The organism is Rahnella sp. BIGb0236 (genome assembly GCF_004364755.1).
Classification (GTDB): Bacteria; Pseudomonadota; Gammaproteobacteria; order Enterobacterales; family Enterobacteriaceae; genus Rahnella; species Rahnella victoriana.
Genome location: NZ_SOAO01000002.1, coordinates 386,620 through 413,601 on the forward strand (window position 1 = coordinate 386,620; position 26,982 = coordinate 413,601).

At 52.8% G+C, this 26,982-nt stretch carries 26 protein-coding genes; 24 read left to right on the forward strand and 2 right to left on the reverse strand.

Going from position 1 to position 26,982, the window contains the following annotated elements:
- The first annotated feature begins 54 nt into the window (after window positions 1–54).
- From miaB to EDF78_RS05350, 9 genes are all read left to right on the forward strand, one after another.
- Complete coding sequence (gene miaB / locus EDF78_RS05310; RefSeq protein WP_095921168.1) at window positions 55–1,479, forward strand: tRNA (N6-isopentenyl adenosine(37)-C2)-methylthiotransferase MiaB; 1,425 nt, start codon at window positions 55–57, stop codon at window positions 1,477–1,479.
- Between the two features lie 337 nt (window positions 1,480–1,816).
- Window positions 1,817–2,893 carry a PhoH family protein gene (locus EDF78_RS05315; protein ID WP_095921167.1) on the forward strand — a complete coding sequence of 359 codons (1,077 nt, stop codon included), beginning with the start codon at window positions 1,817–1,819 and terminating at the stop codon, window positions 2,891–2,893.
- A complete protein-coding gene (gene ybeY, locus EDF78_RS05320; RefSeq protein WP_133822695.1) occupies window positions 2,890–3,363 on the forward strand; it encodes an rRNA maturation RNase YbeY in 474 nt (157 codons plus the stop codon). Before EDF78_RS05315 ends, ybeY begins: the two co-directional genes overlap by 4 nt.
- A 99-nt stretch (window positions 3,364–3,462) precedes the next feature.
- Window positions 3,463–4,341 carry a CNNM family magnesium/cobalt transport protein CorC gene (corC, locus tag EDF78_RS05325; RefSeq protein ID WP_095921165.1) on the forward strand — a complete coding sequence of 293 codons (879 nt, stop codon included), beginning with the start codon at window positions 3,463–3,465 and terminating at the stop codon, window positions 4,339–4,341.
- A gap of 7 nt (window positions 4,342–4,348) precedes the next feature.
- Complete coding sequence (gene lnt, locus EDF78_RS05330) at window positions 4,349–5,878, forward strand: apolipoprotein N-acyltransferase (protein ID WP_133822696.1); 1,530 nt, start codon at window positions 4,349–4,351, stop codon at window positions 5,876–5,878.
- 439 nt (window positions 5,879–6,317) lie between these two features.
- Window positions 6,318–7,214 (forward strand): amino acid ABC transporter substrate-binding protein, encoded by an 897-nt coding sequence (locus EDF78_RS05335; protein WP_095921163.1) that lies wholly within the window; start codon window positions 6,318–6,320, stop codon window positions 7,212–7,214.
- A 185-nt stretch (window positions 7,215–7,399) separates the two neighbouring features.
- Window positions 7,400–8,140, forward strand: coding sequence for an amino acid ABC transporter permease (locus EDF78_RS05340; RefSeq protein ID WP_095921162.1), 741 nt, complete (start codon window positions 7,400–7,402; stop codon window positions 8,138–8,140).
- Window positions 8,141–8,142: 2 nt separating this feature from the next.
- A complete protein-coding gene (gene gltK, locus EDF78_RS05345) occupies window positions 8,143–8,820 on the forward strand; it encodes a glutamate/aspartate ABC transporter permease GltK (RefSeq protein WP_095921161.1) in 678 nt (225 codons plus the stop codon).
- On the forward strand, window positions 8,817–9,542 hold the full coding sequence (locus tag EDF78_RS05350) for an amino acid ABC transporter ATP-binding protein (protein ID WP_095921160.1): 726 nt from the start codon (window positions 8,817–8,819) through the stop codon (window positions 9,540–9,542). The genes gltK and EDF78_RS05350 overlap by 4 nt, the downstream gene beginning before the upstream one ends.
- A gap of 48 nt (window positions 9,543–9,590) precedes the next feature.
- Here the strand turns inward: EDF78_RS05350 and EDF78_RS05355 are convergent, their stop codons facing one another.
- The gene (locus tag EDF78_RS05355; protein WP_095921159.1) at window positions 9,591–10,088 is read right to left on the reverse strand and encodes a zinc ribbon-containing protein; all 498 of its coding nucleotides are present in this window, start codon (window positions 10,086–10,088) and stop codon (window positions 9,591–9,593) included.
- A gap of 267 nt (window positions 10,089–10,355) precedes the next feature.
- Between EDF78_RS05355 and leuS the strand changes: the two genes are divergently transcribed.
- The 14 genes from leuS to lipA all read left to right on the forward strand — a co-directional run bounded on the left by leuS (window position 10,356) and on the right by lipA (window position 25,337).
- Window positions 10,356–12,938, forward strand: coding sequence for a leucine--tRNA ligase (leuS, locus tag EDF78_RS05360; RefSeq protein WP_133822697.1), 2,583 nt, complete (start codon window positions 10,356–10,358; stop codon window positions 12,936–12,938).
- Window positions 12,939–12,952: 14 nt separating this feature from the next.
- On the forward strand, window positions 12,953–13,600 hold the full coding sequence (gene lptE / locus EDF78_RS05365; protein WP_119826645.1) for an LPS assembly lipoprotein LptE: 648 nt from the start codon (window positions 12,953–12,955) through the stop codon (window positions 13,598–13,600).
- The gene (gene holA / locus EDF78_RS05370) at window positions 13,597–14,637 is read left to right on the forward strand and encodes a DNA polymerase III subunit delta (protein WP_133822698.1); all 1,041 of its coding nucleotides are present in this window, start codon (window positions 13,597–13,599) and stop codon (window positions 14,635–14,637) included. The genes lptE and holA overlap by 4 nt, the downstream gene beginning before the upstream one ends.
- 14 nt (window positions 14,638–14,651) lie before the next feature.
- Entirely contained in the window at window positions 14,652–15,323 is a 672-nt protein-coding gene (gene nadD / locus EDF78_RS05375; protein ID WP_133822699.1) for a nicotinate-nucleotide adenylyltransferase, read from the forward strand.
- Between the two features lie 206 nt (window positions 15,324–15,529).
- Complete coding sequence (rsfS, locus tag EDF78_RS05380; RefSeq protein ID WP_095921154.1) at window positions 15,530–15,847, forward strand: ribosome silencing factor; 318 nt, start codon at window positions 15,530–15,532, stop codon at window positions 15,845–15,847.
- A 3-nt stretch (window positions 15,848–15,850) separates the two neighbouring features.
- The gene (gene rlmH / locus EDF78_RS05385; RefSeq protein WP_112287631.1) at window positions 15,851–16,321 is read left to right on the forward strand and encodes a 23S rRNA (pseudouridine(1915)-N(3))-methyltransferase RlmH; all 471 of its coding nucleotides are present in this window, start codon (window positions 15,851–15,853) and stop codon (window positions 16,319–16,321) included.
- A gap of 38 nt (window positions 16,322–16,359) precedes the next feature.
- Window positions 16,360–18,264, forward strand: a complete 1,905-nt coding sequence (gene mrdA / locus EDF78_RS05390) for a peptidoglycan DD-transpeptidase MrdA (RefSeq protein WP_095921152.1) — start codon at window positions 16,360–16,362, stop codon at window positions 18,262–18,264.
- A gap of 6 nt (window positions 18,265–18,270) precedes the next feature.
- Window positions 18,271–19,383 carry a peptidoglycan glycosyltransferase MrdB gene (mrdB, locus tag EDF78_RS05395; RefSeq protein WP_095921151.1) on the forward strand — a complete coding sequence of 371 codons (1,113 nt, stop codon included), beginning with the start codon at window positions 18,271–18,273 and terminating at the stop codon, window positions 19,381–19,383.
- Window positions 19,384–19,392: 9 nt separating this feature from the next.
- On the forward strand, window positions 19,393–20,541 hold the full coding sequence (rlpA, locus tag EDF78_RS05400) for an endolytic peptidoglycan transglycosylase RlpA (RefSeq protein ID WP_095921150.1): 1,149 nt from the start codon (window positions 19,393–19,395) through the stop codon (window positions 20,539–20,541).
- Between the two features lie 170 nt (window positions 20,542–20,711).
- Window positions 20,712–21,920: a D-alanyl-D-alanine carboxypeptidase DacA gene (gene dacA, locus EDF78_RS05405; RefSeq protein WP_095921149.1), complete on the forward strand. Its 1,209-nt coding sequence runs from the start codon at window positions 20,712–20,714 to the stop codon at window positions 21,918–21,920.
- A gap of 125 nt (window positions 21,921–22,045) precedes the next feature.
- Entirely contained in the window at window positions 22,046–22,309 is a 264-nt protein-coding gene (gene ybeD / locus EDF78_RS05410) for a DUF493 family protein YbeD (RefSeq protein ID WP_095921148.1), read from the forward strand.
- A 57-nt stretch (window positions 22,310–22,366) separates the two neighbouring features.
- Window positions 22,367–23,065 (forward strand): lipoyl(octanoyl) transferase LipB, encoded by a 699-nt coding sequence (gene lipB, locus EDF78_RS05415; RefSeq protein WP_095921147.1) that lies wholly within the window; start codon window positions 22,367–22,369, stop codon window positions 23,063–23,065.
- A gap of 61 nt (window positions 23,066–23,126) precedes the next feature.
- On the forward strand, window positions 23,127–24,065 hold the full coding sequence (locus tag EDF78_RS05420; RefSeq protein ID WP_095921146.1) for a YbeF family transcriptional regulator: 939 nt from the start codon (window positions 23,127–23,129) through the stop codon (window positions 24,063–24,065).
- Window positions 24,066–24,371: 306 nt separating this feature from the next.
- Window positions 24,372–25,337: a lipoyl synthase gene (gene lipA, locus EDF78_RS05425; RefSeq protein WP_095921145.1), complete on the forward strand. Its 966-nt coding sequence runs from the start codon at window positions 24,372–24,374 to the stop codon at window positions 25,335–25,337.
- Between the two features lie 91 nt (window positions 25,338–25,428).
- Here lipA and tatE read toward each other — a convergent pair whose 3' ends face one another.
- Entirely contained in the window at window positions 25,429–25,632 is a 204-nt protein-coding gene (gene tatE / locus EDF78_RS05430; RefSeq protein ID WP_095921144.1) for a twin-arginine translocase subunit TatE, read from the reverse strand.
- A gap of 258 nt (window positions 25,633–25,890) precedes the next feature.
- Here tatE and EDF78_RS05435 point away from each other — a divergent pair, with 258 nt between their 5' ends.
- Window positions 25,891–26,955, forward strand: a complete 1,065-nt coding sequence (locus EDF78_RS05435) for a diguanylate cyclase (protein ID WP_119826653.1) — start codon at window positions 25,891–25,893, stop codon at window positions 26,953–26,955.
- The last annotated feature ends 27 nt before the right edge of the window (window positions 26,956–26,982 follow it).

Below are 26,982 nucleotides of genomic sequence, written 5' to 3' on the forward strand. Positions count from 1 at the left end.
ATGCACTGCGGCACTGCCGATCTAACGTTCCCCGTATTGAGTACTGACACGCTGATGACTAAAAAACTGCACATAAAAACCTGGGGCTGCCAGATGAATGAATACGATTCATCCAAAATGGCCGATCTTCTCGACAGCACCCACGGTTACCAGCTGACGGATAACGCTGAGGAAGCAGATATTCTGCTGCTGAATACCTGCTCGATCAGGGAAAAAGCACAAGAGAAGGTGTTCAGCCTGCTCGGACACTGGAAGTTACTGAAGAAGAAAAACCCGGACATCATCATCGGCGTCGGTGGCTGTGTCGCTTCACAGGAAGGCGAAATGCTGCGCAAGCGCGCGCCTTGTGTCGATATCGTCTTCGGCCCGCAAACCCTGCACCGCCTGCCGGAGATGGTGAATCACGTCCGTGGCACCAAAAGCCCGGTAGTCGATATCAGCTTCCCTGAAATCGAAAAGTTTGACCGGCTGCCGGAACCGCGCGCCGACGGTCCGACCGCTTTTGTCTCCATCATGGAAGGCTGCAACAAATATTGCAGCTTCTGCGTCGTGCCTTATACGCGCGGTGAAGAAGTCAGCCGCCCGTGCGATGACGTGCTGTTTGAAGTGGCCCAACTGGCCGCGCAGGGCGTACGTGAAGTCAACCTGCTGGGCCAGAACGTCAATGCCTATCGTGGTGACGCGTTTGATGGCGGCGTCTGTACCTTTGCCGAATTGCTGCGTCTGGTCGCTGCCATTGACGGTATCGACCGAATCCGTTTCACCACCAGTCATCCGGTGGAATTTACCGACGACATTATTGACGTCTACAAAGACACGCCTGAAGTGGTGAGCTTCCTGCATTTGCCAATCCAGAGCGGTTCAGACCGTATTCTGACGATGATGAAGCGCCCTCATACGGTGCTGGAATACAAATCCACTATCCGTAAGCTGCGCGCCGCGCGTCCTGATATTCATTTCAGTTCCGATTTCATCATCGGTTTCCCCGGCGAAACGAATGATGATTTCGAGCGCACGATGGATTTGATCGCCCAGGTGAACTACGACGTCAGTTTCAGCTTCATCTATTCCCCTCGTCCGGGGACACCTGCTGCCGATATGGTGGATGATGTCAGCATGGACGAGAAGAAACAGCGCCTGGCGCTGTTACAGGACCGGATCACTCAGCAGGTTATGCGTTTCAGCCGCGCCACGCTGGGCACCGTTCAGCGCATTCTGGTGGAAGGGACATCCCGCAAGGACATTATGGAACTGACGGGCCGTACCGAATGTAACCGCGTGGTCAATTTCGAAGGCACGCCGGATATGATTGGTAAGTTCGTGGATGTCGAGATTGTCGATGTCTATGCCAACTCACTGCGCGGTGTGGTTGTCCGTACCGAAGAACAGATGGCACTGCGTCTGCATGAATCGCCGCAATCGGTCATTAAACGCACCCGTAAAGAAAATGAATTGGGCGTTGGAATGTTTCAACCCTGAATCATCAGAATGATGCATGACCTGATCTCGACAGGGCGCTACGGCGTCCTGTTTCTTTTGAGATTTTCGCTAATACCTTCATCCCAAGGGTTTAATTTTCCAGCAAAGGCCGCATATCCGGATGAAGGTGCCTGCAACTGCCGCCACGACGCAGCATATTTTGCCAAGGGCATGTATTATTAACTCAGGTATGGTTGACGGCTGAAAGCAGTAATCAGCCGGGTGTTTCATAAAACGTACCCGCAATAATTCGGGTTGCAGAAACGCGGCAAATTCGGGTGAGTGAATGCAGCCAACGCCTCTGCAGCGTGAAGTATGAAGGGTAAACTGGTCCCAAGTGACCCAAAGGATTCGTTTGAACGTTGTAACACAAGAGCTTTTACTGGAGCCCGAAGACAACCAGCGTTTGCTGAGCCTGTGCGGGCCGTTTGATGACAATATCAAACAACTGGAACGCCGGTTGGGCGTTGAAATCAACCGTCGTGATAACGCGTTTAAATTGGTCGGTAAGAGTCTGCCTGTTGCGGCAGCCGCCGACATCCTGCGTGATTTATACGTAGACACTGCGCCGCTGCGCGGTGAAATCCAGGATATCGATCCTGAAAAAATCCATCTGGCGATCAAAGAAAGCCGGGTGCTGGAACAAACGGCCGAAAGCGTGCCGGATTTCGGCAAGGCCGTCATCATCAAAACCAAACGCGGGATGGTGAAGCCGCGCACGCCAAATCAGGCGCAGTACATTGCCAACATTCTCGATCATGACATCACCTTCGGCATTGGCCCTGCGGGTACCGGTAAAACCTACCTCGCGGTGGCTGCTGCTGTCGATGCACTGGAACGTCAGGAAGTGCGCCGCATTCTGCTGACCCGACCTGCGGTAGAGGCCGGTGAAAAACTGGGCTTCCTGCCGGGCGATCTCAGCCAGAAAGTGGATCCTTATCTGCGCCCGCTGTATGACGCCTTGTTTGAAATGCTTGGCTTCGAGAAAGTGGAAAAACTGATTGAGCGCAACGTGATTGAGGTCGCCCCGCTGGCTTACATGCGTGGCCGCACCCTGAATGACGCCTTTATTATTCTTGATGAAAGCCAGAACACCTCTATCGAACAGATGAAGATGTTCCTGACCCGTATTGGCTTTAACTCCAAAGCGGTGATCACCGGCGACGTCACGCAAATCGACTTGCCACGCCATCAGAAATCAGGTTTGCGCCATGCGATTGAGGTGCTGTCCTCCGTCGAAGAACTCAGTTTCAACTTCTTCCACAGTGAAGACGTGGTGCGCCATCCGGTGGTTGCACGCATCGTTGTCGCCTATGAAGCCTGGGAAGAAGAAGACCAAAAACGCCGCGATGCCATTGCCGCAGAGCGTAAACAAGAACATCAGTCCAACGCCACACAACAGGTCAGTCAATGAATACGGTAATCCTCGATTTACAAATTGCCTGCGAAGAAGCAGCAGGTTTACCGTCAGAAAATGACTTTCAGAAATGGCTGGAAGCGGTGTTGCCGCAATTCCAGGAAGAATCGGAAGTGACCATCCGTCTGGTCGATATCCCTGAAAGCCATGAGCTTAATATGACTTATCGTGGCATGGATAAGCCGACCAACGTGTTATCCTTCCCGTTCGAAGCACCTCCGGGTATGGAGATGCCGCTTCTCGGTGACCTGATTATTTGTCGTCAGGTCGTCGAGAAAGAAGCGAAAGAGCAGGAAAAAGACCTTCTGGCCCACTGGGCGCATATGGTGATCCACGGCAGTTTGCATTTGCTGGGCTATGACCATATCGTTGACGAAGAAGCCGAAGAGATGGAATCGATTGAAACTGAAATCATGCAGGGCCTGGGTTATCCGGATCCGTATCTTTCAGAGAAAGAAGATCGCTGAGTATCGCAGTCAACTCGCTTAACGCCTGCCTGATAAGGTTTTAATCCGCAGGCGTTTCGCATAATTTTCACTAACCACGAGTAAAAAAAACCAAACGCCATGAGCGATGACCATTCACAAAATAGTGACAGCCCCAGTCCCAAGAAGGGCTTCTTTTCCCTTATCCTTAGCCAGCTTTTTCACGGTGAACCTAAAAACCGTGGTGATCTGGTTGAGCTGATCCGTGATTCAGAACAAAACGATCTGATCGACCCCGATACCCGTGACATGCTGGAAGGCGTGATGGATATCGCCGAGCAGCGCGTCCGGGACATCATGATCCCGCGTTCACAAATGATCACGCTTAAACGCAATCAGCCGCTGGAAGAGTGCCTCGATGTGATCATCGAATCCGCACACTCACGCTTCCCGGTGATCAGCGAAGATAAGGATCACATTGAAGGCATCCTGATGGCCAAAGACCTGCTGCCGTTTATGCGCTCAGCGTCTGAGCCATTCAGCATCGATAAGGTGCTGAGAACCGCAGTCGTGGTTCCTGAAAGCAAACGCGTTGACCGCATGCTGAAGGAATTCCGCTCCCAGCGTTACCATATGGCGATTGTTGTTGATGAATTTGGCGGCGTCTCCGGTCTGGTCACTATCGAAGATATTCTCGAACTTATCGTCGGCGAAATTGATGATGAGTACGACGAAGCGGAAGATCTGGATATCCGCCAGCTCAGCCGCCATACCTATACCGTCCGCGCGCTGGCACCGATTGAAGATTTCAATGAAGTGTTCCAGACCCATTACAGTGACGACGAAGTCGATACCATTGGCGGTCTGGTGATGCAGTCATTCGGCCATTTACCGGCACGTGGCGAAAGCATTGAAATTGACGGTTACCTGTTCAAGGTTGCGATGGCAGACAGCCGCCGTATCATTCAGGTTCACGTAAAAATACCGGACGACGCGCCGCAACCGATACTGGAAGAATAATTACTCCATGGCAATTGCCTCTTTATATCAACGCCAGCGGGTTCGCGCCCTGCTGGCGCTCTTTTTCGGTGCCTGTGGCACGCTGTCATTTTCCCCTTATGACTTCTGGCCTGCGGCGATTATTTCGCTGTGCGGCTTGCTGGCATTAACGCTGGATCGCCGCCCGGCGCAGGCCGCGCTGCTCGGCTTCTTCTGGGGAATGGGGCTGTTTGGCAGCGGCGTCAACTGGGTGTATGTCAGCATCGCCACCTTTGGCGGCATGCCTGAAGCCATTAACCTTTTCCTGGTCGTTTTGCTGGCGGCCTATTTATCGCTGTACACGATGCTGTTTGCGGGCTTGTTCAGCAAACTGTGGCCAAAAACCACCTGGTGGAAACTGGCACTTGGTGCACCGGCATTGTGGCAAATAACCGAATTCCTGCGCGGCTGGGTACTGACCGGTTTCCCGTGGTTGCAATTTGGCTACAGCCAGATCGACGGCCCGCTGAAAGGTCTTGCGCCGATCACCGGCGTTGACGGCATTACCCTGTTACTGACCTCGCTGAGCGGTCTGATTGTGTATGCCGTCCGTCAGCGCCGTTGGACGCCGGGGATCATTGCCGTCGTCATGCTGCTGTTGCCATGGCCGCTGCGTTACATCCACTGGTATCAGGAACAGCCAGACAAAACCGTCGATGTGGCGCTGGTTCAGGGCAATATTCCGCAATCCATGAAATGGGATCCGAAAGCGCTGGAAAGTGCCTTACAGACCTATCTGGATCTCAGCCGTCCGTACGTCGGCAAATCCAGCATGATCATCTGGCCGGAATCAGCGATTTCCGACATTGAGTCCGATCAGCAGGGTTTCCTGAGCATGGTAGATAATATCTATCGCGCACACGGCACCCAGCTCATCACCGGCATTATCGATGCCCGCCGTAATGAAGAAGGTATGAAGGTCTATAACAGCGCCATCGTGCTCGGCGGGGAAAAGCCGTATCGCTATCCCGATGAAAACCGCTTCAACAAACACCATCTGGTGCCTTTCGGTGAGTTCGTGCCGCTGGAAGCCCTTCTTCGCCCGCTGGCACCGTTCTTCGATTTACCGATGTCCGGGCTGACCAGCGGTGAGTACGTGCAGAAACCGCTGTTTGTCAGCGAACTCAATCTGACCACGGCGATTTGTTATGAAGTGGTGTTTGGCGAACAGGTGCGTGACAATCTGCGTCCGGACACCAATTTCCTGCTGACGATTTCCAACGACGCCTGGTTCGGACATTCGATTGGTCCGTGGCAGCACTTCCAGATGGCGCGTATGCGTTCACTGGAACTGGGCCGCCCGTTACTGCGCAGCACCAATAACGGCATTACCGCTGTGGTGAATGCTCAGGGTGATGTGACCCATGAAATCCCGCAGTTTACCCGTCAGGTGCTGAACGTGAAGGTCACGCCAACGACTGGTATGACACCTTACGCCCGCGCTGGCTGGTGGCCGGTGTGGTTTGCTACGCTTGTCATGGCGGCGGTTGCGCTGTGGCTGGCTCGTCGCAAATCCTGAGTCATGCCCTTTCTTCGTTAACACAGGCACCTTTTGGGGTGCCTGTTCTTTTTTGTCGCACCGTTTATCGCCCTCCTCTGCCCCTCCCTTTTACCTGCTGTTGATTGTCACAACTGCCGCATTAAGCCCTGCCGATTTAACCGCTTATGAAGTTAAATCAGGCCATCTGGCACGACTCTTGCTACATCTGATTGAAAGATATCTGTTTAGTGATTTTTTTTGACGTCATGCATCATTTTGATACAAAAAGGCTGCTCCTCATGCACTTTATCAGTGCATAGCCATTTGATTGCTTTGATTTGGTGCGCGTCTCGTCTCAAAAAAGAAACAATATGGTTTCATAATATTCACATTCAGCTATTTTCTAGCTTCATATGACGAGGCATTAGTACTTTCTGATCCCTGAGTTTGGATCCCTAATGACAGCAAGGAGTTGGACATGCAATTGCGCAAATTGGCGTTATCAGTACTGTTGGCAAGCGTTACCGTAAGCAGCTTTGCTCACGCAGAAGAACTGACCGGCACCCTGAAAAAAATTAAAGACAATGGCGTTATCGTTGTGGGTCACCGCGAATCCTCAGTGCCATTCTCCTACTACAACAATGAACAGAAAGTCGTCGGTTACTCACAGGACTATTCTGACGCCATCGTTGATGCAGTGAAGAAGAAACTGGACCTGCCAAACCTGCAGGTCAAAATGATGCCAATCACCTCACAAAACCGTATCCCGCTGCTGCAAAACGGCACCTACGATTTTGAATGTGGTTCAACCACCAACAACCTGGAACGCCAGCAACAGGCGGCCTTCTCAGACACCATCTTCGTGATCGGTACGCGTCTGCTGGTGAAAAAAGGCTCAGACATCAAAGATTTTGCTGACCTGAAAGGCAAGACCGTGGTGGTGACCTCCGGGACAACCTCTGAAGTGTTGCTCAACAAGCTCAACGAAGAGAAAAAACTGGAAATGCGCATCATCAGCGCGAAAGACCACGGTGACTCTTTCCGTACACTGGAAACTGGCCGCGCCGTTGCCTTCATGATGGATGACGCTCTGCTGGCGGGTGAACGTGCGAAAGCCAAGAAACCAGACAACTGGGAAATCGTCGGCACACCGCAATCCAAAGAAGCATACGGCTGCATGATGCGTAAAGACGATGCGGAATTCAAAAAACTGGTGGATGACACCATTGTGAAAGCTCAGTCCTCGGGCGAAGCCTCTAAATGGTTTGAAACCTGGTTCAAAAAACCGATCCCTCCGAAAAACCTGAACATGAACTTTGAATTGTCTGATGACATGAAAGCCCTGTTCAAAGCGCCTAACGATAAAGCGCTGTAAGAAATACCAGACAGACGGGTATAACCAAGAGAAGTGTAGTTAAAGTATAAGGCTGGCCCACCAGCCTGTGATGATGCAGACCGGATGCGGGGTGGTCGTTCCCCACCCCGCGTTTTCCTCTTTTTATTCACGCGGATTACGTCATCACTCAGAGGGTAATTTATTACCCGTTTTACGGAGTTTTTATGTCAATAGATTGGAACTGGGGCATCTTTTTGCAACAAGCCCCCTTCGGTAATACCACCTATCTGGGCTGGATTTGGAATGGATTTCAGGTCACTGTCGCATTGTCGATTTGTGCATGGATTATCGCCTTCTTCGTCGGCTCTCTGTTCGGTATTTTACGTACCGTCCCCAACCGTATTCTCTCAGGCATTGGTACCTGTTACGTCGAACTGTTCCGTAACGTGCCATTGATTGTGCAATTCTTTATCTGGTATCTGGTGGTGCCTGAACTGCTGCCTGAAAATATCGGCATGTGGTTTAAATCCGAACTGGCGCCTGACGTGCAGTTCTTCACCTCATCCGTGATTTGCCTTGGCTTGTTCACCGCCGCCCGCGTGTGCGAACAGGTACGTGCGGCAATCCAGTCCCTGCCCAGCGGACAACGCAACGCCGGACTGGCGATGGGACTGACGCTGCCGCAAACCTACCGCTATGTGCTGTTACCCAATGCTTACCGTGTGATCGTGCCGCCGATGACCTCAGAGATGGTCAACCTGGTGAAAAACTCCGCCATCGCCTCGACCATTGGTCTGGTCGATATGGCCGCACAAGCCGGTAAATTGCTGGATTACTCGGCGCATGCCTATGAATCATTCACAGCCATCACCGTTGCTTATGTCCTTATCAATGCCGTCATCATGCTGCTGATGCATTTCGTAGAACGTAAAGTCCGCCTGCCGGGCAACATGGGAGGGAAATAAGCATGCATGAATTTGACTGGAGTTCTATTGGTCCCGGCCTGCCCTATCTGTGGCAAGGCATGGTCATCACGCTGAAGATCACGTCGCTGGCGATTGTTGTCGGTATTTTGTGGGGAACCTTGCTGGCGGTCATGCGCTTATCAACGTTCAAACCGCTCAGCTGGTTTGCCTCGGCGTACGTCAATGTGTTCCGTGCCATTCCGCTGGTGATGGTGCTGTTGTGGTTTTATCTGATCGTGCCGGGCTTTCTGCAAAAAGTACTCGGGCTGTCGCCTAAAACCGATATCCGCCTGATTTCTGCGATGGTGGCGTTTGCCCTCTTTGAAGCGGCCTATTATTCAGAAATTATTCGTGCCGGGATCATCAGCATCGCGCGCGGCCAGTCCTCCGCCGCTCTGGCGCTGGGCATGACCCAATGGCAATCCATGAAGCTGGTCATCCTGCCGCAGGCTTTCCGTGCCATGGTGCCATTACTGCTGACGCAGGCCATTGTGCTATTCCAGGATACCTCACTGGTGTATGTACTGGGCCTCGCAGACTTCTTCCGCAGTGCCTCTAACATTGGCGACCGTGACGGTACGCTGGTGGAGATGGTGCTGTTTGCAGGACTTATTTACTTTGTTATCAGCCTTTCCGCTTCCTTGCTGGTGCGTTATTTGAAGAAAAGGACCGTTTCATGATTTCACTGAAGAATGTTTCTAAATGGTACGGGCACTTTCAGGTGCTTACCGATTGCAGCACCGAAGTTAAAAAAGGTGAAGTTGTGGTGGTGTGCGGGCCGTCAGGCTCCGGGAAATCGACGCTGATCAAAACCGTTAACGGACTGGAACCTGTTCAGAAAGGCCAAATCCTGGTCAACGGGACGCCGGTCAATGACAAGAAAACCAACCTGGCGCAACTGCGTGCCAAAGTCGGCATGGTTTTCCAGCATTTCGAACTGTTCCCGCACCTGTCTATCATCGATAACCTGACGCTGGCGCAGGTCAAGGTATTGAAACGTGATAAAGCGGCAGCGAAAGATAAGGGCCTGAAGTTATTAGATCGCGTCGGTTTATCCGCCCACGCCAATAAATTCCCCGGTCAGCTTTCCGGTGGTCAGCAGCAGCGTGTGGCGATTGCCCGTGCGTTATGCATGGATCCGATCGCCATGTTGTTTGACGAACCGACGTCAGCACTGGATCCGGAAATGATCAACGAAGTGCTGGATGTGATGGTTGAACTGGCCAACGAAGGCATGACGATGATGGTCGTGACCCACGAAATGGGCTTCGCCCGTAAAGTGGCCAACCGCGTGATTTTCATGGACGAAGGCAAGATTGTGGAAGATCGGAATAAAGACGATTTCTTCAATAATCCGGAATCCGATCGTGCGCGTGACTTCCTGGCGAAAATCCTGCACTAAGACATTGAAGAAAACCTGCTCCGCGTCTGCGGGGCAGGTTGCTGAAGTTTAAGGTTCGAACGGACGGCGTGAGAATTCGGTGTTGCCACATTTCGGGCATTTGCTCAGAATTTCCGGCGTATATACCGCCAGGTGGAAATGACAATTTTCACACACCAGATTTCCTAATCCGACCACTTCCCCGCTGTGATAAATCCCATGATGGCTCACATCCTTGAACACTTCTTTCCATTCAAGCTGGGTTTTATCGGTCATGTCCGCCAGCTCTTTCCACAAACTCTCTTTAATCACCCGCAGGAAGACACTGTCTGTGCCGTCATCTTCCGCCACTGCCTGCTGGCTTTCTTCATAACTGCGGGCAAATTCATGCAAATCGCGGCGTACTGCTGAGGTTAACTGCTCAATCTGGATTTCCGTCAACTTGCCCTCTTCCTGCAACCTGACGCGGGCATCCTGCACCAGCGCGCTGATATCACGTTCCCCATTTTTTATCCGTTCGGTCAGTGATGTCACCAGCTGACGGTAAGATTGCGTAATATTGCTCATATTTCCTCTCCTTGAACTGTCATAACCATTTTCACGGCGGGAGCGCACTGTCTTTATTTTAGTCGTAAATCCCTGATCCGTGGCGCAGATTATCCCGGGCTGGCTCGCAGATTATGAATATTGCGCCAGAAGAGGACAGAAATCCCCTTTAGCCTTCGCTGAGTGTTGTTGCGCCAACCCCTTATCAGCTATGCTATGCGGATCTTTTGATTAAAACTTTTTGAGCTACAGGCGTAGCTGTTTTCACTCACAGGACCACCGGCCGCCATGCAAGAGCAATACCGTCCAGAAGACATCGAGTCACACGTTCAGCTTCACTGGCAAGAGAAGCAAACCTTCAAAGTTACCGAACAGCCTGGTAAGGAGAAATATTACTGCCTCTCCATGTTGCCTTACCCGTCAGGTCGTCTCCATATGGGACACGTGCGCAACTACACCATCGGTGACGTGATTTCCCGTTATCAGCGCATGCTCGGTAAAAACGTCCTGCAGCCTATCGGCTGGGATGCATTCGGCCTGCCGGCTGAAGGTGCTGCGGTGAAGAACAACACAGCCCCTGCGCCGTGGACTTACGAAAATATCGAATACATGAAGAACCAGCTTAAATTGCTGGGCTTCGGCTATGACTGGGATCGTGAAGTCGCGACCTGTAAGCCTGACTATTATCGCTGGGAACAATGGTTCTTCACCAAGCTGTACGAAAAAGGCCTGGTTTATAAGAAGACCTCCGCTGTGAACTGGTGTCCGCACGACCTGACCGTTCTGGCGAACGAACAGGTGATCGACGGCTGCTGCTGGCGCTGCGATACTAAAGTTGAGCGTAAAGAAATTCCTCAGTGGTTCATCAAAATCACCGATTACGCCGATCAGTTGCTGAACGATCTGGACACGCTGGAAAGCTGGCCGGAGCAGGTGAAAACCATGCAGCGTAACTGGATTGGCCGTTCCGAAGGTGTGGAAATCACTTTCGACGTGGCTGACAGTGACGAAAAAGTCACGGTTTACACCACCCGTCCTGATACCTTCATGGGCGCGACCTATGTTGCGGTGGCTGCGGGTCATCCGCTGGCGCAACGGGGCGCACAGAACAATCCTGCCCTAACCGATTTCATCGACGAATGCCGTAACACCAAAGTTGCCGAAGCAGAAATGGCAACGATGGAGAAAAAAGGCATGGCAACCGGTCTGTATGCGATCCACCCGCTGTCTGGTGAGAAGCTGCCAATCTGGGCTGCCAACTTCGTGCTGATGGAATACGGTACCGGCGCAGTGATGGCCGTGCCAGGCCACGACCAGCGCGACTGGGAATTCGCCACCAAATACGATCTGCAGATCAAGCCGGTTATCCTGAATCTGGATGGCAGCCAGCCTGACGTCAGCGCAGAAGCGATGACGGAAAAAGGCACGCTGTTCAACTCAGGTGAATTCGATGGTCTGAACCACGAAGACGGTTTCAATGCCATTGCCGATAAACTGGTTGCTCAGGGTGTCGGTCAGCGCAAAGTGAACTATCGCCTGCGCGACTGGGGCGTCTCCCGTCAGCGTTACTGGGGCGCACCTATCCCGATGATCACGCTGGAAGACGGCACCGTTATTCCGACACCAGAAGATCAGCTGCCGGTTATTCTGCCGGAAGATGTGGTGATGGATGGGATCACCAGCCCGATTAAGGCCGATCCTGAGTGGGCAAAAACCACGGTTAACGGTATGCCGGGTCTGCGTGAAACCGACACCTTCGACACCTTCATGGAATCCTCCTGGTATTACGCGCGTTACACCTGCCCGCAATACGACGAAGGGATGCTGGATCCGGCTGCGGCCAACTACTGGTTGCCGGTCGATCAGTATGTCGGTGGCATCGAACACGCCATCATGCACCTGATGTATTTCCGCTTCTTCCACAAACTGATGCGTGATGCCGGTCTGGTGGACTCTGACGAGCCTGCCAAACGACTTCTGTGTCAGGGTATGGTGCTGGCGGATGCCTTCTACCACACCGGCAACAACGGCGAACGTATCTGGGTATCCCCGACGGATGCCACTGTTGAGCGTGACGAGAAAGGCCGCATCACCAAAGCCACCGATCCGCAAGGTCGCGAGCTGGTTTATGCCGGCATGAGCAAGATGTCCAAGTCTAAAAACAACGGCATCGACCCGCAGGTCATGGTGGATAAATACGGCGCTGATACGGTGCGTCTGTTTATGATGTTCGCTTCTCCGGCAGAAATGACGCTGGAATGGCAGGAATCCGGGGTTGAAGGGGCGAACCGCTTCCTGAAACGTGTCTGGAAACTGGCTTACGAACACACAGAAAAAGGCCCGGTTGCTGCTCTGGATGTGGCTTCACTGAATGAAGCGCAAAAAGATTTGCGTCGCGACCTGCACAAAACCATCGCCAAAGTGACCGATGATATTGGCCGTCGTCAGACCTTCAACACCGCGATCGCTGCGGTAATGGAACTGATGAACAAACTGGGCCGCGCACCGCAAGAGACCGAACAGGATCGCGCGTTGTTGCAGGAAGCCCTGCTGGCCGTCGTCCGTATGCTCTATCCGTTCACGCCACACGTTTGCTTCAGCCTCTGGCAGTCACTGAAAGGCGAAGGCGACGTGGATACTGCGCCGTGGCCTCAGGCTGATGAAAAAGCCATGGTGGAAGATTCCAAACTGGTGGTTGTACAGGTGAATGGTAAAGTGCGTGCTAAAATCACCGTAGCCGCTGATGCTACCGAGCAACAAGTGCGCGAGCGTGCGGCAGAAGAACATTTGGTCGCAAAATATCTGGATGGGGTTACGGTTCGCAAAGTAATCTACGTCCCGGGCAAACTGCTTAACCTGGTGGTAGGTTGAGTCAAGGAGGATCTGTGCGACATCGTATAGTGACACTGCTGCTGACCGCAGCAGTGATGGTTACCGCAGGCTGTGGCTTCCATTTACGTGGAAAAACCAATGTGCCTGACGAACTGCGAACTATCGTTCTGGACAGTTCGGATCCTTATGGTCCGCTGACACGTAATATTCGTACTCAGTTACGTCTTTCCAATGTGACCATCGTTGATGATCCGACAGGTCTGCGTAAGGATATTCCGTCACTGCGTATTGGCAGGGAAGCGACGGGGCAAACGACCGCTTCAATTTTCCAGGATGGTAAAACCGCTGAATATCAAATGAAGATGAGTGTCAATGCGACAGTCCTGATGCCGGGTAAAGACATTTATCCGATTCATGTGACCGTGTTCCGTTCATTCTTTGACAACCCGTTAACGGCGCTGGCAAAAGATAACGAGCAGGACATCATCAAAGAAGAAATGCGTCAGCAGGCGGCACAGCAGCTGATCCGTAAACTTCTGACGGTACATGCCTCAGAGTTACAGAAATCGGAACAAGTCGATGGCAAAGTCGAAGTGATTACGACGGGTTCATCGGCCAGCCAGGCTTCTGATGCGGCTACCACCACGTCGTCTGATACGTCCGTATTATCAACGACACCGGCCAGCACTTCCGCACAATGATCCGAGTTTATCCGGAACAACTTGCCGCGCAGCTCCGTGAGGGGCTGCGCGCTTGTTATTTGCTGTGTGGAAATGACCCGCTGCTTCTCCAGGAAAGTCAGGACAGCATCCGTAAAGCGGCTCAGCACGCTGACTTTCAGGAGCATTACACCTATGTGCTCGACAACCATACCGAATGGGACTCGATCTTCAGTATCTGTCAGGCACTGAGTCTCTTTGCCAGCCGTCAGACACTGATGCTGATCCTGCCTGAAAACGGCCCCACGGCGCCGATGGCAGAACAGTTACTGAAACTGACGACCCTTTTGCACGACGATATCCTGTTACTGTTGCGCGGTACTAAGCTGACCAAAGGGCAGGAGAACAGCGCGTGGTTTAAGGCGCTGAGTGATAAAGGCGTTTTTGTCAGTTGTCAGACACCTGAACAGGCACAACTTCCGCGCTGGGTGACCCGCCGGGCCAAAGAGTTGTCCCTTGAGCTTGATGAGCCAGCCAATCAGCTTTTGTGTTATTGCTACGAAGGTAACCTGCTGGCATTAGCGCAGTCTCTGGAGCGTCTTTCCCTGCTCTATCCGGATGGAAAACTCACGCTGCCGCGCGTCGAAGAGGCGGTCAATGACGCTGCGCACTTCACGCCTTATCACTGGCTGGATGCGATCCTTGCCGGAAAAAGTAAACGTGCCTGGCATATTTTACGACAGCTGCAACAGGAAGACAGCGAACCGGTTATTTTGCTGCGCACCGTGCAACGCGAACTTCTGATGCTGCTGAATCTGAAACGCAAAATGGACACCACACCGCTGCGCACGCTGTTTGATCAGCAAAAAGTCTGGCAAAACCGGCGCGCGCTGGTGACGCAGGCTGTGCAACGTTTGTCGGCTGAGCAACTGTCGCTGGCGGTGCGTTTACTGACGCAAATGGAAATCACCCTGAAGCAGGATTACGGTCAGTCCGTATGGTCTGAGCTGGAAAGCCTCTCCATGTTATTGTGCGGCAAACCGTTACCCACCCTGTTTACCGGTTCGGATTTGTATTGAAGCAGGAGAACAGTATGCCGCAGAGCACTCCGCATTCCCCTTCTGCATCGCTGCTGGCTTTTTTTGGCGGAACCTTCGATCCCATTCATTATGGTCATCTGAAACCCGTTGCCAGTCTGGCAGAACAGGCCGGATTTGAACGTGTGGTTCTGTTGCCCAATAATGTTCCTCCACACCGCCCGCAGCCTGAAGCAACCCCCCAACAGCGTCTGGAAATGGCCAGACTTGCCGTGGCGGGTAATCCGCTGTTTACCGTTGATCCGCGCGAACTGGCGGTTGAAACGCCCTCCTATACCATTGAGACACTTGCAACGTTACGTAAAGAACATGGCGATAATTGCCCGCTGGCGTTTATCATTGGCCAGGATTCGTTACTGACGCTTCACAAGTGGCATCGCTGGGAGTCGTTACTGGATTTCTGTCATATCGTGGTGATGGCGCGGCCGGGCTATCAGGAGCATCTTGATACACCGGCACTTCAGCACTGGTATGACACGCACCGGGTGACCCATCACGATGCGCTGAAGCAAAAACCGGCCGGATTCATTTATCAGGCCAATACACCGCTGCTGAATATTTCGGCAACTGAAATTCGTGAGCGCCGTCATGCGGGGCTTGATTGCTCAGATTTGCTGCCTTTCGCCGTTGAACGCTATATAGAATCACAGGGCTTGTACCGCCAGTAGCTAACGCGTGCTATACTGCGCCGCTTAATTTCGGCTCCCGATAACGCTGCGAAACTAACCGATACAATGTATTGATTATTCACTGTTTTCAGCTGTTTTCCGGACAACCGCTATGTTTATCCATCATGAGATTGCCCGTTGCTTCGGTGCCACACCGGCGATCATCTCGTGAGGTCAATTGTTTCAAACATCCCCAGGGGGAACCTTTGCAAGGTAAAGCGCTCCAAGATTTTGTTGTCGATAAAGTCGATGACCTGAAAGCACAAGACATCATCGCGATTGATGTTAAAGGTAAATCCAGTATTACTGACTGCATGATCATTTGCACCGGCACCTCAAGCCGCCACGTCATTTCTATCGCCGGACATCTGGTTGAAGAAGTGAAAGCGGCAGGTATGGATGCGATGGGTGTGAAAGGCATTAACGAAGCCGACTGGGTCGTGGTTGATCTGGGCGAAGTAATTGTCCATGTAATGCAGGAAGAAAGCCGCCAGCTGTATGAGCTTGAGAAACTCTGGGGCTGATGCGTGAAGCTGCAACTTGTCGCCGTCGGCACAAAAATGCCTGACTGGGTACAAACCGGTTTTAACGATTATCTGCACCGTTTCCCTAAAGACATGCCGTTTGAACTGACTGAAGTTCCGGCCGGGAAACGTGGGAAAAATGCAGATATCAAACGCATTCTTGAAAAAGAAGGCGAGCTGATGCTGGCTGCCGTCGGTAAGGGAAATCGCATTGTGACGCTCGATATTCCGGGCACACCGTGGGAAACCCCGCAACTGGCGCAACAACTGGAACGCTGGAAACAGGACGGGCGCAATGTCAGCCTGTTAATCGGCGGACCGGAAGGGTTGGCGCCGGCCTGTAAAGCCGCAGCGGAACAGAGCTGGTCGCTCTCGCCGTTGACACTTCCTCACCCGCTGGTTCGGGTTCTGGTCGCGGAAAGTCTTTACCGCGCCTGGAGTATTACCACTAATCATCCATACCACCGCGAATAACGGGTGGTGAATGTCAGCAACATGAATTAAGTAGTGGGATGAAAATAGATCGTAACCCTTTTCGCGACTATACGGCTGAATCAGCCCTCTTTGTGCGCCGTGCACTGGTGGCGTTCATCGGCATTCTGCTACTTAGCGGCGTCTTAGCTTTTAATCTCTATAATCTGCAAATAGTCCGTTTTCAGGATTACCAAACCCGTTCTAATGATAACCGTATCAAGCTGGTGCCCATCGCGCCCAGCCGCGGGATTATCTACGATCGCAATGGCACCCCGCTGGCCCTGAACCGCACCATTTACCAGCTGGAACTGGTGCCGGAAAAAGTGGACGATTTGCAGGCCACGCTTGAAGGTCTCAAGCCGATTGTCGATCTCACCCCTGAAGATATCGATAACTTCAAAAAAGAGCGCCAGCGTTCACGACGCTTTACCTCTATTGCGGTCAAAACGGCCCTGACGGAAGTTCAGGTCGCGCGTTTCTCCGTCAATCAGTTCCATTTCCCCGGCGTTGAAGTCAAAGGCTATCAGCGTCGCTATTACCCGTACGGTTCTGCACTGACGCACGTCATCGGCTATGTGTCGAAAATCAATGATCGTGACGTTGAGCGTCTGGATAAAGATGGCATTCTGGCCAACTACGCCGCCACACACGATATTGGCAAGCTGGGTATCGAGCGTTATTACGAAGACACCCTTCATGGCAAAACAGGCTATGAAGAGGTTGAGGTCAATAACCGCGGGCGCGTCATCCGCCAGTTGCACGAAGAGCCACCGCAGGCCGGTAAAGACATTTACCTGACCATTGACCTGCCGTTGCAGAAATACATTGAAGAATTGCTGACCGGCAGCCGTGCCGCCGTCGTGGTCACCGATCCGCGCGATGGCGCGATCCGTGCGCTGGTCTCCAACCCGAGCTATGACCCGAACCTGTTTGTGGATGGCATATCGAGCAAAGATTACAGCGGCTTGTTAAACGATCCGAACAAACCGCTGATCAACCGGGCGACGCAGGGGGTTTACCCGCCAGCGTCGACGGTGAAACCTTATATTGCCGTCTCCGCACTCACCTCTGGTGTGATCACCAAAAACACCTCCCTGTTTGATCCGGGCTGGTGGCAGTTGCCGGGTTCTGATAAACGCTACCGTGACTGGAAACACTGGGGGCATGGCCGCCTGAACGTCACCAAATCCCTTGAGGAATCGGCCGATACCTTCTTCTATCAGGTGGCCTATGATATGGGCATCGACCGGCTGTCAGAATGGATGGGCAAATTCGGATACGGTCATTACAGCGGCATCGATTTGTCGGAAGAGCGCAGCGGCAATATGCCAAACCGCGACTGGAAGTTTAAACGCTTCAAGAAACCCTGGTATCAGGGTGACACCATTCCGGTGGGGATCGGTCAGGGCTACTGGACCGCAACGCCAATACAAATCATGAAAGCGATGACCACCCTGATTAACGACGGCAATGTGAAAACGCCGCATTTGTTGCTGAGCACGAAAGTGGAAGGGAAGCAGGTCCCTTATCAGCAGCAGGAAACCACCCAGATTGGGGATATCCATTCCGGTTACTGGGAAATTGCCAAAGACGGCATGTACGGCGTGGCTAACCGGCCGAACGGCACCGCACGCAAATATTTTGCCGATGCCCCTTACAAAGCAGCGGCAAAATCCGGTACCGCACAAGTTTACGGTTTGAAAGCCAATGAAATCTATAATGCGCATAAGATTGCTGAGCATCTGCGCGACCACAAACTGATGACCTCGTTTGCCCCGTTCGACAAACCTACGGTGGCGGTGGCTGTCGTTCTGGAGAACGGCGGTGCAGGTCCGGCAGTGGGGACGATTTCGCGGCAGATACTCGACCATATTTTACTGGGCGACAACACGACACAATTACCGGCTGACGCGCCTGCGCCGCCGGGAACCGAAGGTGATTAACCGTCAATGACTGAGAACCAACAAAAAAGATCATTGTGGTCGAAAATGCATATCGACCTGACGATGCTGCTGATCGTGCTCGCCCTGCTGACGTACAGTGCGTTCGTGATGTGGAGCGCCAGCGGTCAGGATATGGGCATGATGGAACGTAAAATTGGCCAGATCCTGATGGGTCTGGTGATCATGCTGATCATGGCGCAAATTCCGCCGCGCGTGTATGAAAGCTGGGCACCGTATCTGTATATTTTCTGCGTCTTCCTGCTGGTGCTGGTGGATGCTTTCGGCAGTATCAGTAAAGGCGCGCAACGCTGGCTGGATCTGGGGATCATCAAATTCCAGCCGTCGGAACTGGCAAAAATCGCCGTACCGCTGATGGTCGCGCGTTTTATCAACCGCGATGTCTGCCCGCCCTCCCTGAAAAATACCGCGATTGCGCTGGCACTGATCTTCATCCCTACCCTGCTGGTGGCCGCACAGCCCGATCTGGGTACGTCGATTCTGATTGCCGCCTCCGGTTTATTTGTGCTGTTCCTTTCCGGTATGAGCTGGAAACTGATCGCCGTTGCCGCCCTTCTGGTTGCCGCGTTTATTCCAATCCTGTGGTTCTTCCTGATGCATGATTATCAGCGCGACCGCGTCATGATGTTACTGGATCCGGAAAGCGATCCGCTGGGTGCGGGCTATCATATTATTCAGTCGAAAATTGCCATCGGCTCAGGCGGACTTTCCGGTAAAGGCTGGCTGCACGGCACCCAGTCACAGCTGGAATTCCTGCCTGAACGTCATACCGACTTTATCTTCGCCGTGCTCGCCGAAGAACTGGGGCTGATTGGCGTACTGGTGCTGCTGGGACTGTACTTATGTCTCATCATGCGCGGTCTGGTGATCGCCGCCCATGCGCAGACCACGTTTGGCCGCGTGATGTCCGGCGGGCTGATGCTGATCCTGTTCGTTTATGTGTTTGTTAACATCGGCATGGTCAGTGGCATTGTCCCGGTAGTTGGGGTACCTTTGCCTCTGGTCAGCTATGGCGGGTCAGCACTCATCGTGCTAATGGCAGGGTTTGGTATCGTCATGTCGATACATACTCATCGAAAAATGTTGTCGAAAAATTTATAGAGGTGAGCAATGCGTAAGGAGTGGCTTGGAGCTGTCATTATCGGTTTGCTGTTAAGTGGCTGTGCCACTGACGATGTTCAGCAACAACAACCGGCACCGCAGCAAGCCTACAACGGCCCTGTGGTAGAAATCGGCGGGGCTGATCCGCGTTACGAACCTTATAATCAGGGCACGATGCAGGATTATACCGTTAACGGTAAAACCTATAAAATCATCAAAGACCCGTCTAACTTCTCGCAGGTGGGACAAGCAGCCTGGTACGGTCAGGAAAATGGCGGCAATATGACCGCCATCGGCGAAGAGTTCGACCCTTCAGCCATGACCGCCGCGCATCCGACCTTGCCAATCCCAAGTTATGTGCGTGTCACCAACATGGCGACCGGCCGTATGCTGGTGGTGCGTGTGAATGACCGTGGCCCTTACGTGCCGGGCAAAATTATTGATTTGTCACAGGCGGCGGCCGATCGTCTGAATCTGACCAACAGCACCAAAGTCCGCATCGATTTTATCAACGTGGCACCTGACGGCACCCTGTCCGGTCCGGGCACGATTGGTACGACCGTTGCCAAACAATCTTACGCTTTGCCGTCACGTCCAAGTTTAGGTGCCAGCAGCATGGGCACACCGACGCTGAGCGCTCAACCGGTCGATACCTCAGATGTCCGTCCGATCAGCAACAGCACCCTGAGTAATCCGAATGCTGCGCCTTTAACTAATGACGAAGATAACAACGGCACCGTAGCCTCTGCGCCGGCAGCGACCACGATGTCCGGTAGCAGCGGCGGCGGCTTTCTGAGCGCTCCCACTCCGCTGCGTCAGGGCGTGTTAGAAGGCAGTGAACCGGTGGCTGCGCCCGTCGCCGTCGCCAGTGCCGCACCGGTAGCCGCGTCTGCGGCCTCCGCAGCGCCCGCGCATACCACCGCCATCCCGAGCTCAGGTTTTATGGTGCAGGTTGGCGCGCTGAGTAACCCGCAGAACGCACAGTTGTGGCAAAAAAGCCTCAGCCAGCGTTTCTCCGTGCCGGGGAAAGTGCAGGCCAACGGCAGCACGTACCGCGTCCAGCTTGGTCCGTTCAGCACCCGCCAGCAGGCCGAACAGCTGAAACAGCGACTGGCCAGCGAAGCCCAGCAGCAGTCTTTCGTCACTGCCAGCATGTAATCTGAATACGGGGCTGCGGCCCCGTTCTTATAAGTGCTCTGTCTTATAAGGACTTTGTCTTATAAGTAAAAGTCAGTAAGCGCCGGTAATCGAAGATGTCTGACTTATGACTCTTCTGCTATAGTGGCGCACGTTTATCACTTACTCCCACGGATGTTGTTGTCCCGATCATGAAACTTGTAAATACTTCACGTTTAGTCAAAAGCCTCGCATTTGGCACCGTCATCACTTTTAGTGCAGCGTCCGCCTATGCCGACGATGTTAATTTAAAAACAATGATCCCGGGCGTTCCGCAGATTGATGCTGAAGCCTATATCCTGATCGACTACAACTCCGGCAAAGTTCTGGCAGAAATGAATGCCGATGCACGCCGTGATCCGGCCAGCCTGACCAAAATGATGACCAGTTATGTCATTGGTCAGTCCATCAAAGCCGGAAAAATCTCACCGACAGACATCGTCACCGTCGGTCAGGATGCCTGGGCAACCGGTAATCCGGTGTTCAAAGGCTCTTCCCTGATGTTCCTCAAACCTGGCGATCGCGTCCCGGTTTCTGAGCTGAACCGCGGCATTATCCTGCAATCCGGTAACGACGCCTGTGTGGCAATGGCTGACCATGTCGCCGGCAGTCAGGATGCCTTCGTTGCCATCATGAACAATTACGTGAATGCCCTTGGCCTGAAAAATACCCATTTCGGCACCGTTCACGGCCTTGATGCAGAAGGTCAGTACAGCTCAGCCCGCGATATGGCGCTGATCGGTCAGGCATTGATCCGTGATGTACCGGACGAATACGCCACCTACAAAGAAAAAGAATTCACCTTCAACAATATCCGCCAGATGAACCGTAACGGTTTGCTGTGGGATAACAGCCTGAGCGTTGACGGCATCAAAACCGGTCATACGGAATCAGCGGGCTATAACCTGGTGGCTTCCGCGACAGAAGGCCAGATGCGTCTGATCTCTGCGGTGATGGGCGGTCATACCTACAAAGGCCGTGAAGTTGAAAGTAAAAAACTGCTGACCTGGGGCTTCCGTTTCTTCGAAACCGTTTCTCCGCTGAAAGCCGGTAAAGAATTTGCCTCTGAACCTGTGTGGTTCGGCGATACCGACCGCGTTGCCCTGGGTGTTGAGAAAGATGCTTACCTGACGATCCCACGCGGTCGCATGAAAGATCTGAAAGCCAGTTATGTGCTGAACACGCCGGAACTGCATGCGCCGTTGCAGAAAAATCAGGTGGTCGGTTCAATCAACTTCCAGCTTGATGGCAAAACCATTGATGAGCGTCCGCTGGTGGTCATGAACGAAGTGAAAGAAGGCGGTTTCTTCGGTCGCATCGTGGATTACATCAAGCTGATGTTCCACCACTGGTTTGGCTAAGTTGCCTGCTTGAAAAAGTTTGCAACGATCCCCATATAATCGGTATAGATTATGGCTCCCGCTTCGGCGGGAGTTATACTTTCAGAGACTACACTAAATACGCTGTACAACACGCTGGAGTGCACATGAAAACCAAACTGAACGAACTGCTCGAATTCCCTTGCACCTTTACCTACAAAGTAATGGGCCTGGCACAACCCGAGCTGGTGGACCAGGTTGTGGAAGTCGTGCAACGCCATGCGCCTGGCGATTACAATCCTCAGGTAAAACCGAGCAGTAAAGGGAATTACCACTCCGTTTCTATTACGATCACTGCCACCCACATCGATCAGGTCGAAACCCTGTACGATGAGCTGGGCAATATCGAAATTGTCCGCATGGTGCTGTAAGCCCTTTCTGACCGACCCGCGCGAGAGCAAGCCTGTCGCGCGTTTCTCCCTCCCCTGATGACGATAACTGCCGTGCAATCACAAAATCCGCAAGAACGTATCGTACTGCGCCAGCTTGGCCTGCAACCTTATGAGCCGGTTTCTCTGGCGATGCACCATTTCACTGAACACCGCAACGCCGACTCGCTGGATGAAATCTGGCTGGTTCAGCATCCGCGCGTCTTCACGCAGGGTCAGGCGGGTAAAGCCGAACACGTACTGATGCCCGGTGACATTCCGGTGATCCAGAGCGACCGTGGCGGTCAGGTGACTTATCATGGTCCCGGCCAGCAGGTGATGTATGTGATGGTCGACCTGAAGCGGAAGAAATTGGGTGTCCGTCAGTTAGTGACCGCTATCGAACAAACGGTTGTCGATACGCTGGCCCATTTTTCCATTGATGCCTATCCGCGCGCCGATGCACCGGGCGTCTATGTTGACGGTAAAAAGATTTGCTCGCTGGGGCTGCGCATCCGCAAAGGCTGCTCGCTGCACGGTCTGGCGCTGAATATTGATATGGATCTGGAGCCTTTCCACCGTATCAATCCCTGTGGTTACGCCGGTCTTGAAATGACACAAGCCAGCCGCGAAAAACCGGGACTGACCGTGGATCAGGTGATGCCCGTACTGGTGAAATCGTTCAACCATCGTCTGGATTACCAGCAGGTTGATTATCTCCCCTGGCAGCTTGAACATTACGCCCCTTCCGCGCCATGACGTTGATTCTGACGCGCTGACGCGTAAGCGGGAAAGCCCTTCACACTGACAGGAATGTTTTATGGATGATAACGATATTAATGCCAGTCTGAACAAGCTTCGCAATCTCGACCTGAATCTGCTGACTGTTTTCGAGGCGGTCTATCTGCACAAAGGCATTGTGCATGCTGCGAAAGCACTGAATCTGACGCCATCGTCGGTCAGTCAGTCTATTCAGAAATTACGCAATACCTTTCCTGACCCGTTGTTTATCCGCAACGGTCAGGGCATCAGCCCGACGGCGTATGCCAACAATCTGCATACGCATATCAGCCAGGGACTGAATGCCATTCTCACCGGTCTGGATTTCTCTCAGGACAATGATAAATCCCGCGTTCTGACCATCAGCTGTTACCCTTTCGCCGCACTGATTACTTTTCCGGTGATCCTGAAAGTCCTGGAAAAAATCAATATCAACTACTCGCTGAAACATCTGCCGCTGACGGATCCCGAAGAGACGCTGGTGCAGCACCGTGCGGATTTGGTGATCGACACGGGGCCGCTGTTCAACAGCACGCTTAAAGGCATCCGGCTGATGTCGGACAGCACGGTTTTTGTGTGCAGAAAAAACCATCCGACGCTGAGTAAAACCCTGAGTGTGGAACAGGCGCTGACCACGCCACAAACCATGCTGATAACCGATGCCAGCGAACTCAGACGCATGCAGTTTGAGATCAGCGAAGCCCTGCCGGAGCGCCCTGTCGCCTTCACCAGTTATAACGGGATCAATATTCTTTCCATGGTGTCCGGCACCGATTTGCTGGGGATCCTCCCCCGGAAAATGGTCGAACTCTTCAAAGACACTTTCCCCGTTGAGATCCTCGAATGCGAAGTGCCGTCGCAGTCATACGACATCATGATGTATTACAACAAAATGGTCAGCGGCGATAAGACGCTCAGCATGATTATCGACGCCATCAGTCAGGCATTCGCGGCGCTGGAAATCCCTCCGGCGGAATAATGCCCGCTGCGAAAAAATATTTACACACCATTAACACCCTCTGTCGGGTGACCCTGAACTGATATAAAAACTAATATTTTCAATAAACTAACGTCAGTTACTTGTCGTTTTTTCGAGAATTATTCTTATTTAACGTTAAAAAATTGCAGCATTTAGCACATCCGGCCATGACGAAGGGCTGAACGTAGGGATGCTTCAATGATATAATTTCCGCATTATTTCTACTTTTTTTGATGAATCAGCCAGTTCATTGAATGTCCTGAAAAAACTCGGTTATCGAGTGACAAACCTGGAAGCTGCAAGATTATGAGTAAACCGATTCAGATGGAACGCGGCGTTAAATACCGCGATGCAGATAAGATGGCGTTAATTCCGGTGAAAACCGTGGTCAGTGACCGGCAGGAAATGTTACGTAAGCCGGCATGGATGAAAATCAAATTGCCTGCCGACTCAACGAAAATTCAGGGCATTAAATCCGCATTGCGCAAGAATGGCCTGCATTCCGTTTGTGAAGAAGCCGCCTGCCCTAACCTTTCCGAATGCTTTAACCACGGCACCGCGACCTTCATGATCCTGGGCGCTATTTGTACCCGTCGCTGCCCGTTCTGCGACGTGGCACATGGCCGCCCGACCGCACCCGACACCAACGAGCCGGAAAAACTGGCACAGACCATCTCGGATATGGGGCTGCGTTATGTGGTGATCACCTCGGTTGACCGCGATGATCTGCGCGACGGCGGTGCCCAGCACTTTGCTGATTGTATTACGGCAATCCGCGCGAAAAACCCGACCATCAAAATCGAAACGCTGGTGCCGGATTTCCGTGGCCGTATGGATCGTGCGCTGGACATCCTGAACGCCAGCCCGCCGGATGTGTTCAACCACAATCTGGAGAACGTGCCGCGTGTTTACCGTCAGGTTCGTCCGGGCGCTAACTACGAGTGGTCGCTGACCTTGCTGCAACGCTTCAAAGAAGCGCATCCGGAAATCCCGACCAAATCCGGTCTGATGGTGGGTCTGGGTGAAACCAACGAAGAAATCATTGAAGTGATGCGCGACCTGCGTCGTCATGGCGTGACGATGCTGACCCTCGGCCAGTACTTACAGCCAAGCCGCCATCACCTGCCGGTGCAGCGTTATGTCAGCCCGGAAGAGTTTGACCAGATGAAAGAAGCGGCGATGGAAATGGGCTTTACCCATGCTGCCTGCGGTCCGTTCGTGCGTTCTTCTTACCACGCCGACCTGCAAGCCAAAGGTCTGGAAGTGAAGTAATATCTCGTTACGACTTCGTCGCAAAACAAAAAAGGTTGTTCGCAAGAACAACCTTTTTTATGCCCGGAAAACGTGAGCGAATAAGCAAGACTCAGTCTTTGTGCTCTACGCGCTCAGCAGGTTTTTCTTCTGCTGTGGTTTTTTCAGCCGGCGCCGGGTCATCATTCATGGCTTTCTTGAAGCCACGCAGTGCCGCGCCCAGGTCGCCGCCCAGAGAACGCAGTTTGCTGGTACCGAACAACAGAACGATCAGCACGCCGACCACCAACAATTTAGTAATACTTAGACCTTCCATACATACCTTCTTTACACTGAGTGCTGGAAAACAGCAGTGACAATTTGCCGTTATTAACGGCCATTCGCGACGTTAATACAACCCGAAAATGTAACAGAACGGATCCAGAACTGTGCGCATTGTGACCAGAGTGAGCTATTATGAGCGTGAACAGCACGCTCATAAAGGACTTCTGTCTTTATTTACCGCAAAACCGCGTCAAATTTGATTTCGACCAGATTTACTAGCCCGGGTTAACACACCCTGTAATGAGAACCGATGCCGAAAAAGCTTCATACGACTCTGGTTAACGATACTCATCATTCCGGACTGCGTTTCGCGAAACGGACTTATCTTCCCCGCATCGTCGGAATGGGCACAGGATGCTTCTGTGTCGGTTCGGTGATGATTGAACAGACGACGCCGGGCTGGCTGTGGTTGCTGCTGTTCCTCAACGGATTCATCTGGCCGCACATCGCGTACTGGAAAGCCAGACGCTCATCCGCGCCTTTCAAAAGTGAGATCCACAACCTGCAGGCGGATGCCATTTTCGGCGGTCTGTGGATTGCCGTCATGGGCTTCAACGCCCTGCCCTCGGCGACCATTTTCGCCATGATGGGCATGAACAATATCTCTGCCGGAGGCAAAACTTTGTTCTTCCGCTGCGTCATCGCGCAGGTCACGGTCGCGCTGTCGGTCTTATTCCTCGCTGACCTTCCCTTCCGCCCGGAAACCACTCCGTTCCAGCTGTATCTTTGTCTGCCGATGATCATGATTTACCCGATTTTCCTCGGCAACGTCACCTACCGGACATCGCGCCGTCTGGCGGAACATAAGCAGGCGATCATGCAAATCAGCGTCCGTGATGGTCTGACCGGTTTGTATAACCGCCGTCACTGGGAATCTCTGCTGCAAAATGAGCTGGAAAGCTTCCGCCGTTACCGGCACAAAACGACGCTGATCCTGATCGACATCGATCACTTCAAGGCGATTAACGATAACTACGGCCACAGCGTCGGCGATCAGGCGATTATTTTGCTGGCGCAGGAGTTACAGCAAACCATGCGTACGGCGGATATTATCGGGCGGTTCGGCGGGGATGAATTTGCCGCGATCCTGCCGCACAGTACCCAATTGCAGGCAAAGCGGGCGATGGAGCGTCTGCAAAGCCGTCTGGCAAACAGCCTGTTCCCGCAGCATCCGCAATTGCAGATCCACATCAGTGCAGGTATTGCCGAATGCGATGACGCGCAGGAAACGCCGACACACTGGCTGAATGCCGCCGACCATGCCTTATATGAGGCGAAAAAAAACGGGCGAAACCGGGTCGAACTGGCGGGATAACGCCCCGCCCTCCCGGTTTCAGCCCGC